Below are 10,172 nucleotides of genomic sequence, written 5' to 3'. Positions count from 1 at the left end.
ACAGACCCGCAAGCGGTTTTTTCAAAAAACATACCAGACCACCAAAGTTTTTTCCAAAACCCCTTATTTTATGGGCATTCACGACAAAACTTTCTGCGCAAACACCGACAAAAATTCCAAAATCGCAGGGAAAGAGCGTGAATCACCGCGCCAAAACCCGACTCGAAATCGCGATTCCGCACCCCAAGACAGACAAATCGCCAAAAAGAACCCCCGCGAAGATCAAAAATATCCCAAAAAGACAGCGCAACAGCCAGAAAAGCCACAGCCAGACAAGGCAAAGACAACGCGCAGCGACATGCAGGGCTTGGCGCATCTTGGCGGGGACCCGCCGGAAATAGCAAAGGGCGGGGTCTCCCCCGCCCTTTGCCACTTATCGCATCAGCCTCATCGCTTCGGCCTCATCACATTGGCGCTCAGCCAAGAGAGCGCCGGCGGTCAGGCGTAGCGCACGTCTTCGCCTTCGCTCTCAATCGGCTTCAGCGCTTCGATCGCATCATCCAGAGACACCGCCCCCAAAGCCTCGCCCTTGGCCGAGATCACCGGACAGGTGTGATCTGGCGCCTTGGTCAGATGCGGCAGCGCTTCTTCGATCGACATGCCGCCCCTGAGCGGTGCCCCCTCGCCCGTCGCGCCCTTGCGGGCAATCGAGCGCAGACGCACCACCTTGGCGCGGTTGATGTCCTTGATGAAGTCGGTGATGTAGGCATCGGCCGGCTTCATCAGGATATCCTGCGGATCGCCGGACTGGATGATCTCGCCATCGCGCAGGATCGCGATGGAATCGGCGATATTGAGCGCCTCATCGAGATCGTGGGTGATGAAGATGATGGTCTTGTGCAGCTCTTCCTGCAACTCGAGCAGGATCGACTGCATATCCGTGCGAATGAGCGGATCAAGCGCCGAGAAGGCTTCGTCCATCAAGAGGATATCCGCGTCCGTCGCCAGCGCCCGGGCCAGGCCCACGCGTTGCTGCTGACCGCCCGAGAGCTGCGAGGGATATTGATCCTCGAAACCTGCAAGACCGACCCGGTCGAGCCATTTGCGGGCCCGCTCGTCGGCCTCCCTGGCGGCGACGCCCTGGATCTCCAGACCGTACATGGCGTTCTCCAGCACCGTGCGATGCGGCAAGAGGCCGAATTTCTGGAACACCATGGACATCTTGAAGCGGCGCAGATCGCGCAGTTTCGTGGCATCCATCGCCAGCACATCCTCGCCATCGATCCAGATCTCACCCGAGGTGGGTTCGATCAGGCGGTTCAAATGGCGAATGAGCGTCGACTTGCCCGAGCCCGACAGGCCCATGATCACCTGAATTCCCTTGGCCGGGATATCCAGGTTGATGTTGTTGAGGCCCAGCGCATGGCCGTGCTGATCCATCAGATCGGGTTTCGACATGCCGTCTCGGACATGGCCCAGCGCCTTGCCCGGGTCATCGCCGAAAATCTTGTACAGATCGCGGATCGAGACTTTGACGTCAGGATTTATCTCAGTCATGTCCGCTCTCCCGATAGGCTTGCAGGCGTTTGCCGTAGGTCTGGCTGACCCGGTCGAAGATGATCGCGAGCGCGACAATCGCCAGACCGTTCATCAGGCCCAGCGCCAGATATTGGTTGGAAATGGCGCGCAACACCGGCGTGCCGAGCCCCTTGACGCCGATCATCGAGGCAATCACCACCATGGAGAGCGCCATCATGATCGTCTGGTTCACCCCGGCGAAGATATTCGGCAGCGCCAGCGGGATCTGAACCCCGAAGAGCTTTTCGCGCGGGCTGGCGCCAAAGGCATCAGCGGCCTCCATCACATCCTTGTCCACGAGACGAATGCCGAGGTTGGTCAGGCGCACGATCGGCGGCAGCGCATAGATGCACACGGCCAGCAGCCCCGGCACCTTGCCGATGCCAAGAAGCATCACCACCGGGATCAGATAGACGAATGACGGGATGGTCTGCATCACATCAAGGATCGGGGTGACGATCCTCTGCGCGATATTCGACCGCGCCATCAGGATGCCGATCGGAATGCCCACCGTGATACAGAGCGCCGTGGCGACCGAGATCATGGCGAGCGTCGCCATCGTGTCTTCCCACATGCCGAGATAGCCGATGGCCAGAAAGGCCAGGATCGTGCCCAGGGTGATTTTCCAGCTGCGCGCGCCCAGCCAGGCCAGAAGCGCCACCGCCCCGACGACCAGCGGCCAGGGCGCATTGGTCAAGAGATGTTCAAACCAGATGAGAAATTTGAGAAGCGGTTGGAAGAACGCTTCAAGTTCGTCGCCAAAGGCCCGCGAGAAGGCACGAAACCCTTCATCGATCATTTGGCGGAATTCCGACAGGTCTCGGCGACCCATCGACGGAAAGTCTATCAGCCAGTCCATAAAGATGTCCTTGTGCTATAATGAGGGCCACGCCATAGGCGCAGCCCCCTTTTCATGATGCTCAAGGCCACCCTTACAGAGCGTCTTTCACTTTTTCCGCGACATCGGCCGGCACCCAGGCGCCCCAGATGTCCTCACGCGTGGCGAGGAACTCATAGGCCGCATCTTCGCCGGTGGCCTGGTTTTCATTCATGTAAACCAGCATGGCGTTCATCGCGTCACCCGGGAAGACCCGCTTTTCGAGATAGCCCATGGTCACGGCGTTGTTCTTGGCGAAATCTGCGGTGACAATGGAATGCACCTCGGATTTGGTCCAGCTCGACGGCTGCGGATCGGCGCATTCGTCCACCGATTTCACCATGCAACCGTCCCAGTTGTCGGCCCCGCCCCATTCGGCTTCGAACGGCAGCATCTGCAGGTCGTATTTGCCGATGATCGCAGTCGGGGACCAATAGTAGCCGAACCACGGCTCATCGCGGTCTACGGCCTTGGCAATCGAGCCGTCGAGACCGGCGGCAGAGCCCGGGTCGACCAGCGTCCAGCCTTTTTCTTCCATCTCGAAGGCGCGGAACATATTGGCGTTCACCAGCTGGCAACCCCAACCCGCCGGACAGCCCATGAAGGCGCCCTTGCTTTCGTCCTCGACATAGGGGACCAGCTCCGGATGGGCGAGCATCTTCTCGACCGTATCGATCTCCGGGTGGTCTTCCTTGAATTTCTTCGTCACCCACCAGCCTTCGCCAAGCCCGGTGATCGGACCATCGATGGCGGAGACCAGACGGCCCTCGTCCATCGCCTTGAACAGCGGCTCACGCACCGCGTTGATCCAGAGCTCGGGCGCCAGATCCGGTTCGCCCTTTTCGTTCATCGAGGTAAAGGTCGGTGTGGTGTCGCCGGTGATGATATCCACATCACAGCCGTAGCCTTCTTCCAGGATGATCGCATCGACATTCGCGAGCAGCGAGGCCGAGGCCCAGTTCATCTCGGCAATCTTGACGCTGCCGCAGTCCTCGGCAAAGGCGCTTCCGGCCGCGCCTCCGAGCACCAGAACGCTGGCCGCAAATAGTTTCGTAGTGTTCATAAGGGGGACTCCCGCTTACTTCGTGTGTGTGTCTGCCGGTCAAGGTCTCTGTGCGACCTCTCGCTGACCGGTCACCACCCCGAATTGGGCGATTTCTCCGCGCTTGCCGTTCGCCGCCCTCGAAGGGCGCCTCAGTGCGCTCTTACACATGTGAAAACACAGGCTGAGGCACGATCCGGCGGAGCGTGGCCATAACCCATCATATTGCCTCCCGCGATGCAAGGAAGTTCCTGCCAAGCGCGACGAAGAACCACCCCACACCGAACTTACCCCACGTCACCCGAAGATGTGCCAACAGTTGCGCGCGCGAGCCCGTCCGACTATCTGTCATCTCAGCTTCAAGACATGACATCTATATAAGGACGGACCATGGCCGCTGACCGCACCCTTCAGGACGCCGCCGAGCGCGAGAAATCGAAACGCATCGGCGCGCTCAGAGAGCTCTGGCCCTTCATCCGTCCCTATAAACGCCTGATGCTCGCGGCCTTCGTCGCGCTGGTGGTCACCGCCTGTATCTCGCTGATCCTGCCGCTCGCGGTGCGCCGCGTGGTCGACGGGTTTCAGGGCGCAGGCGTCGTGCTTCTCGACAAGTATTTCGGTGCCGCCCTGATGATCGCGGCGGCCTTGGCCCTGGGCACCGGCATGCGCTATTACCTCGTCACCCGTCTGGGCGAACGCGTCGTCGCCGATATCCGCAAATCCGTGTTCGACCGAATGATCCGCATGTCGCCAGCCTTTTACGAACGCATCATGACCGGCGAAGTACTCTCAAGGATCACCACCGACACCACACTCATTCTCTCGGTGATCGGCTCCTCGATCTCGGTCGCGCTGCGCAATGCGCTGATCATGATCGGCGGGCTGGCCCTGATGCTTTTCACCTCGGCCAAGCTCACCGGGCTGGTGCTGTTGATCGTGCCGGTGGTCATTGTCCCGATCATCACGCTCGGGCGACGCCTGCGCAAACTGTCGCGCGAAAACCAGGAATGGATCGCCTCATCCTCGGGCTCTGCCTCCGAGGCGCTCTTGTCGGCGCAGACCGTTCAGGCCTTTACCGGCGAGGCGCAACAGGCCGAACAATTCGACGCGGTCACCGAGAAGAGCTTTGTCTCCGCCCACACACGGATCAAGACCCGCGCGGCGATGACGGTGATCGTGATCGCGCTGATTTTCTCCGGCGTGGTCGGCGTGTTGTGGATCGGTGCCCGCGATGTGCGCACCGAGGTCATGACCATCGGCGAGCTGGTGCAATTCGTGATCTACGCCATCATGGTGGCCGGCGCTGCCGGCGCGCTGTCGGAAATCTGGGGCGAATTGCAACGTGCCGCCGGCGCCACCGAACGTCTGGTCGAGCTTCTGCGTGCCGAAGACCCGGTCAAGGACCCCGCCAATCCGAAACCCTTCCCGGAACCGGCCAGAGGCGCGATCCGGTTCGACAATGTGCGCTTCTTCTACCCGTCGCGGCCCTCGGTGCCGGCGCTCGATGGCGTGTCTTTCGAGGTGCAGCCGGGCGAGACCGTGGCGCTTGTTGGACCCTCGGGCGCCGGAAAATCCACCATCATCCAGCTGTTGCAACGGTTCTACGATCCGCAGGAAGGTATGATTTCGGTCGATGGCATGGCGATTTCCGAGATGGCGCGCGGCGATTTCCGGCGTCATCTGGCGCTGGTGCCACAGGACCCGGTGATCTTCGCCGCCTCCGCCGCCGACAATATCCGCTTCGGCCGTCCCGAGGCCTCGATGGAGGAGGTGATTGCCGCCGCCAAGGCCGCCGCGGCCGATGAGTTCCTCACCAAACTGCCCGAAGGTTACGACTCCTATGTCGGGGAGCGAGGCATCATGCTCTCGGGTGGCCAGAAGCAACGCGTCGCCATCGCCCGCGCGATCCTGCGCGATGCGCCGATCCTGCTTCTGGACGAAGCCACCTCGGCGCTCGATTCCGAATCCGAACTGGCGGTGCAAAAGGCGGTCGAGGACATGGCCCGCACCCGTACCACGCTGATCGTCGCGCACCGGCTCGCCACGGTGAAAAAGGCCGACCGCATTCTGGTCTTCGAAGACGGCCAGATCGTCGCCACCGGCAGCCATGACGAGCTGGTCGCCCAGGACGGGCTCTATGCCCGCCTGGCACGCCTGCAGTTCAGCAATACCTGAGACGGCCGCGGCAAGGGGGCGGGGGGCACAGCTTTTCCCCTTTTCATTTCCGTCACGTCCCGCTGTTATGACAGGTGAAACGAGACCGTTACATAAGGAGACACGGGATGGGGCTGTTCAGCTTTGTGAAAGACGCGGGTAAAAAGGTCTTCGGCAAAAAGGCCGAGGAACCGAATGCCGATGACCTTCTGGCCGAGATCAAGGCCCTGGGGCTCGAGGCCGAAGGCGTCGAAGTCGCCGTGGAGGGCGACAAGGTGGTGCTGGGTGGCACCGTGGCCTCGCAGGAAGTGAAAGAGAAAATCATCATGGCCGCCGGCAATGTCGAAGGCATCGCCTCCGTTGAGGACACGCTCGAGGGCAACGATCCGGTGTTCCACGAGGTCAAGAAGGGCGACACGCTCTGGGCCATCGCCAAGGACGCGCTCGGCGACGGCAACCGCTACAACGAGATTTTCGAGGCCAACAAGCCGATGCTGTCGCATCCGGACAAGATCTACCCGGGCCAGATGCTGCGCATCCCGCAGAACTGAGACGCGCTGAAACATCCAGAACAAGAGGGCGCCCCGGCGATGGGGCGCCCTTTTTCGCTCAAATGCGGCCCTGTGATGCGTTGCCGATGGAGCTCCCCCCGGCAAGCGGCTAATCTTTTGCAAGAGCGAAATGGGAATCGGGCCGCGATACGTGGGTGCGAACGAGAAGAAACAGACCGAATTGGAAGAACGGATCGTCGAGCGGCTGCTTGTCGACCGTCAAGCGCCTGTCGATGTGCTGCGCGATGTGATGGCCGGACCGGATGCGCCGGACCCGCTCGAAGCGGTCTTCGCCCTGACCACGGTCGCCAGCGACATGAGCACCTGGCACGAGGAAGATCTGCGCGAACTCTCCGAACATTGTTTTCAGGATGCGGCGCTGTTCATCTGCGAGCTTTGGGCCGCGGGCTATGAGCTCAAGGCGCCGGAAGGCGTAAGGAGGGCGATGCCCTCCCCCGCCTCAGATCCGGATCAGAGCTTTTCCAGCACAACAGAGCCGACCGAGTAACCGGCGCCGAAAGAACAGATCAGCCCCAGATCGCCTGGCGCGAGCCCCTCGCCATGCTGGGCAAAGGCGATGATCGACCCGGCCGACGAGGTATTGGCGTAATCCTGAAGAATATTCGGCTGTTCTTCCGGTTTTGGTTCGCGACCCAAGACCTTCTTGCCGATATAATCGTTCATCGACTTGTTGGCCTGATGCAGCCAGAGACGCTTGAGCGCGGTCGGGTCCTGTCCCTCCTCTTCCATATGTCCGGCGATATGTTTCGCGACCAGCGGCAGCACCTCTTTGAACACCTTGCGGCCGTTCTGCATGAATTGCATGTCGCGGCGGTCGTCCATCTGGTCATGGGCGCGACGCAGGAAACCGTTGTTGTTGCGGATATTGTTGGAGAATTGCGTGGCGCAGCGGGTCGAGAGCACCTCGAATTGCGGGTTTTGTGCAATGTCTTTCGCCTCGAGCAGAACCGCGGTTGCCACGTCGCCGAAAATGAAATGACAATCGCGGTCGCGCCATTCGAGATGGCCTGAGGTGATCTCCGGGCACAAGACCAGCGCGCGTTTGATCGAACCGGCGCGGATCATGTCCGTCGCGGTCTGGATGCCGAAAGTGGCCGAGGAACAGGCGACATTCATGTCGAAGGCAAAGCCCCCTGCCCCCAGAAGATCCTGAATCTCCACCGCCATCGCCGGATAGGCGCGCTCCATATTGGAAGCGGCGCAAAGGATGAGATCGACATCGGCGGCGTCGACATCGGCCATGGCCAGCGCCTCTTGCGCCGCTTTCACGCCGATCTCGGCCATCATCGACGGCTCATCATCGGCGCGCGGCGCGTAGTGCGGGCACATACGGGTCGGGTCGAGAATGCCATCCTTTTCCATCACATAGCGGCGCTCGATGCCGGAGGCGGCAAAAATGAACTCCGAGGAGGAATGCGCCTTGGGCGCCACCGTCCCGGCCTCGATCTCGGCGGCATGCTCCGCGTTATACAGATCGACATAGGCGTTGAAGGACGCCACCAGCTCATCATTGGAAATCGAGTAAGGCGGGGTGAATACACCGGTGCCACTGATTACGACATTCTTCATCTCACCCATCCTTTTCTTGCATCCGCACTTGCGGCAGAGGTGGAGGCAACCTAATCCGGTCCCAGGCGCAGGTCCACAGCCCGCGAAGCGCGGGCACAGGTGCTGACGTGGCGTCGAAGCGGGAAAATTGTCCCGTGACGCTACGTTGCGCGCCCCCCGCATGACCTTGCGCGGGTCTGGCTTTGGCCGCATCATGACCGCCGAGGACGCGAGGAGGCCGGGCCCAACCGGTCCTTCGACATGGATTGGGAGGAAGACATGGCATCCGATTTCAGCTCGCTCGAGGCGCGCAACAGGATTGACGCGGAAATGCCGTGGGAGGACCGCGACCTCCCCGGTACGATCTATGCCCGGCTGACGCAGACCGCGCAGTCCTATCCGGACCGTCCGGCCTTTTCCTATCAGATCACCTCGGGCCCCAAGGACAAGGCGGAGACGCTGACCTGGCGGCAGACCCATGAGATGACCACCCAGGCGGCGAATATGTTCCGCGCTCTGGGCATCCATGAGACAGACGTGGTCGCCTATATCATGCCCAATGCCAACGAGACGGTGCTGGCCTTTCTCGGCGGCATGGTCGCGGGGATCGTCAACCCGATCAACCCGCTTCTGGAACCCGAACAGATCGCCGCCATCCTGCGCGAGACCAATGCGAAAGTCGTGGTGACGCTGAAAAGCTTCCCGAAAACCGATGTGGCGCAAAAGGTCGCCGAGGCGGTGCGCCACGCGCCCAATGTCAACACGGTGCTCGAGGTCGATCTGCTGCGCTACCTGACACCGCCCAAGAAATGGATCGTGCCGTTCATCCGGCCGAAAAACCCCACCGCTGTGGCGCATCACGCCGATCTTCTGGATTTCAACACGGAGCTGGCGAAATACCCGTCGGACCGGCTGACCTTCGAAGACAGCAAGGGCGACCGGGTCGCCGCCTATTTCCACACCGGCGGCACCACCGGCATGCCGAAAGTGGCACAGCACAAATATTCCGGCATGATCTATAACGGCTGGCTCGGCGCGCGTCTGCTCTTCTCCGAAGAGGACACTATCATGTGCCCGCTGCCGCTGTTTCACGTCTTTGCCTGTCAGGTGATCGTGATGAGCCAATTGGCCTCCGGTGCGCATGGCGTCTATCCGACACCCGCGGGCTATCGCGGCGAGGGCGTGTTCGACAATTTCTGGAAGCTCTGCGAGCGCTGGAAGATCTCTTTCATCATCACCGTGCCGACCGCCGTTTCGGTCCTCATGCAGCGCAAGGTGGATGCCGATATCTCCTCCGTCCGCATGGCATTTTCCGGCTCCGCGCCGCTGCCCGTCGAGCTTTACAAGCGCTTCGAGTCCGCCGCCGGCGTCGAGATCGTCGAGGGCTACGGGCTCACCGAGGCCACCTGTCTGGTCTCCGTCAACCCGGTCGGCGGGATCAAGAAAATCGGTTCGGTCGGCATTCCCTTCCCGCATACCGATGTCAAAATCCTGCGCGCGACCAAGGACGGGCCGGTGGAATGCGCCATCGACGAGGTCGGTGAGATCTGTATCGACAGCCCCGGCGTGTTCGAAGGGTCGACCTACACGGAGCAGGACAAGAACCACGACCTCTTCCATCACGACATCTATCTGCGCACCGGTGATCTGGGCCGGATCGACGAGGATGGCTATCTCTGGATCACCGGGCGCGCGAAAGACCTGATCATCCGCGGCGGTCACAATATCGACCCCGCCGAGATCGAAGAGGCCCTGGCCGGTCACGAGGCCGTCGCCATGGTCGGCGCCATCGGCCAGCCGGATGCGCATGCGGGCGAGATCCCCTGTGCCTATGTCGAGCTGGTTGAGGGCGCCAGTGTGAGCCCGGAAGATCTCATGGCCTATGCCAAGGTGCATATCCACGAGCGCGCCGCGATCCCGAAACATGTCGAGATCATGGACGAGCTGCCGAAAACCGCCGTCGGCAAGGTGTTCAAACCCGATCTGCGCAAACGCGCGATCGCCCGCATCTACAACGCCGCGCTCGAGAAAGAGGGGCTCACGGCGCGTGTGCTCGAAGTCATCGACGACAAGAGGCGTGGTCTCGTGGCCCGGGTCGACCCGCGCGCCAAGGCGGAGGCCGAGCAGATCGGCCATGTGCTCGGCCGCTTCACCAACCCGTGGGAATGGGTCGAATAACGCCCCGGACCCTTGCCAATCCCCTTGCCAATCGTTTTGAAACCCCGCCACTCCGGCGGGGTTTTTCATGCGAACACCCCCTGTGAAGACGTCGTGAGGCTCCGGCCTGCGCGCCCTGCCCAGCGCCTTCCCCGGACTTTTCCGGGCTTTCCCCAGCGTCCGGGTCATTAAGATTTAAAGAAAAGCCGACTCTCTTAACAGATCAGCAACTTTCGAATGCCACGTTTGTGCCTGAATTCGGGCCCAGCAAAGGAAACAGCCGCTTCGCGTCCGATGCATCAAA

The 10,172-nt window shown here is 61.3% G+C and carries 9 protein-coding genes; 5 read left to right on the top strand and 4 right to left on the bottom strand.

What is annotated here, in order from left to right:
• Positions 1-448: hypothetical protein (locus BM151_RS21675; RefSeq protein WP_177213159.1), on the top strand; the 448-nt coding region annotated here is incomplete at its 5' end.
• On the opposite strand, the gene BM151_RS14485 is transcribed toward BM151_RS21675, so the two are convergent.
• From BM151_RS14485 to BM151_RS14475, 3 genes are all read right to left on the bottom strand, one after another.
• The gene (locus BM151_RS14485) at positions 439-1,497 is read right to left on the bottom strand and encodes a quaternary amine ABC transporter ATP-binding protein (protein WP_090061434.1); all 1,059 of its coding nucleotides are present in this window, start codon (positions 1,495-1,497) and stop codon (positions 439-441) included. The genes BM151_RS21675 and BM151_RS14485 overlap by 10 nt on opposite strands.
• Positions 1,490-2,377 (bottom strand): ABC transporter permease, encoded by an 888-nt coding sequence (locus tag BM151_RS14480; protein WP_090061433.1) that lies wholly within the window; start codon positions 2,375-2,377, stop codon positions 1,490-1,492. The genes BM151_RS14485 and BM151_RS14480 overlap by 8 nt, the downstream gene beginning before the upstream one ends.
• A gap of 73 nt (positions 2,378-2,450) precedes the next feature.
• A complete protein-coding gene (locus tag BM151_RS14475; protein ID WP_090061432.1) occupies positions 2,451-3,458 on the bottom strand; it encodes an ABC transporter substrate-binding protein in 1,008 nt (335 codons plus the stop codon).
• Between the two features lie 369 nt (positions 3,459-3,827).
• Between BM151_RS14475 and BM151_RS14470 the strand changes: the two genes are divergently transcribed.
• From BM151_RS14470 to BM151_RS14460, 3 genes are all read left to right on the top strand, one after another.
• Positions 3,828-5,612: an ABC transporter transmembrane domain-containing protein gene (locus tag BM151_RS14470; protein ID WP_090061431.1), complete on the top strand. Its 1,785-nt coding sequence runs from the start codon at positions 3,828-3,830 to the stop codon at positions 5,610-5,612.
• A 107-nt stretch (positions 5,613-5,719) separates the two neighbouring features.
• Positions 5,720-6,142, top strand: a complete 423-nt coding sequence (lysM, locus tag BM151_RS14465; protein WP_090061430.1) for a peptidoglycan-binding protein LysM — start codon at positions 5,720-5,722, stop codon at positions 6,140-6,142.
• 151 nt (positions 6,143-6,293) lie between these two features.
• Entirely contained in the window at positions 6,294-6,650 is a 357-nt protein-coding gene (locus BM151_RS14460) for a hypothetical protein (RefSeq protein WP_177213158.1), read from the top strand.
• Here the strand turns inward: BM151_RS14460 and BM151_RS14455 are convergent.
• Complete coding sequence (locus tag BM151_RS14455; protein WP_090061465.1) at positions 6,614-7,732, bottom strand: beta-ketoacyl-ACP synthase III; 1,119 nt, start codon at positions 7,730-7,732, stop codon at positions 6,614-6,616. The two genes, BM151_RS14460 and BM151_RS14455, sit on opposite strands and share 37 nt — an antisense overlap.
• A gap of 258 nt (positions 7,733-7,990) precedes the next feature.
• On the opposite strand from BM151_RS14455, the gene BM151_RS14450 reads away from it, so the two are divergent.
• Complete coding sequence (locus BM151_RS14450; RefSeq protein WP_090061464.1) at positions 7,991-9,889, top strand: acyl-CoA synthetase; 1,899 nt, start codon at positions 7,991-7,993, stop codon at positions 9,887-9,889.
• The last annotated feature ends 283 nt before the right edge of the window (positions 9,890-10,172 follow it).

The sequence above is a fragment of the Celeribacter neptunius genome (genome assembly GCF_900113955.1).
GTDB classification, from domain to species: Bacteria; Pseudomonadota; Alphaproteobacteria; order Rhodobacterales; family Rhodobacteraceae; genus Celeribacter; species Celeribacter neptunius.
This window is presented reverse-complemented; position numbering and strand designations above follow the sequence as displayed.

Coding starts and splice junctions, on each gene's coding strand:
- BM151_RS14450 (WP_090061464.1), top strand. CDS start 7,991: ATGGCATCCGATTTCAGCTCGCTCGAGGCGCGCAACAGGATTGACGCG.
- lysM (WP_090061430.1), top strand. CDS start 5,720: ATGGGGCTGTTCAGCTTTGTGAAAGACGCGGGTAAAAAGGTCTTCGGC.
- BM151_RS14480 (WP_090061433.1), bottom strand. CDS start 2,377: ATGGACTGGCTGATAGACTTTCCGTCGATGGGTCGCCGAGACCTGTCG.
- BM151_RS14475 (WP_090061432.1), bottom strand. CDS start 3,458: ATGAACACTACGAAACTATTTGCGGCCAGCGTTCTGGTGCTCGGAGGC.
- BM151_RS14485 (WP_090061434.1), bottom strand. CDS start 1,497: ATGACTGAGATAAATCCTGACGTCAAAGTCTCGATCCGCGATCTGTAC.
- BM151_RS14455 (WP_090061465.1), bottom strand. CDS start 7,732: ATGAAGAATGTCGTAATCAGTGGCACCGGTGTATTCACCCCGCCTTAC.
- BM151_RS14470 (WP_090061431.1), top strand. CDS start 3,828: ATGGCCGCTGACCGCACCCTTCAGGACGCCGCCGAGCGCGAGAAATCG.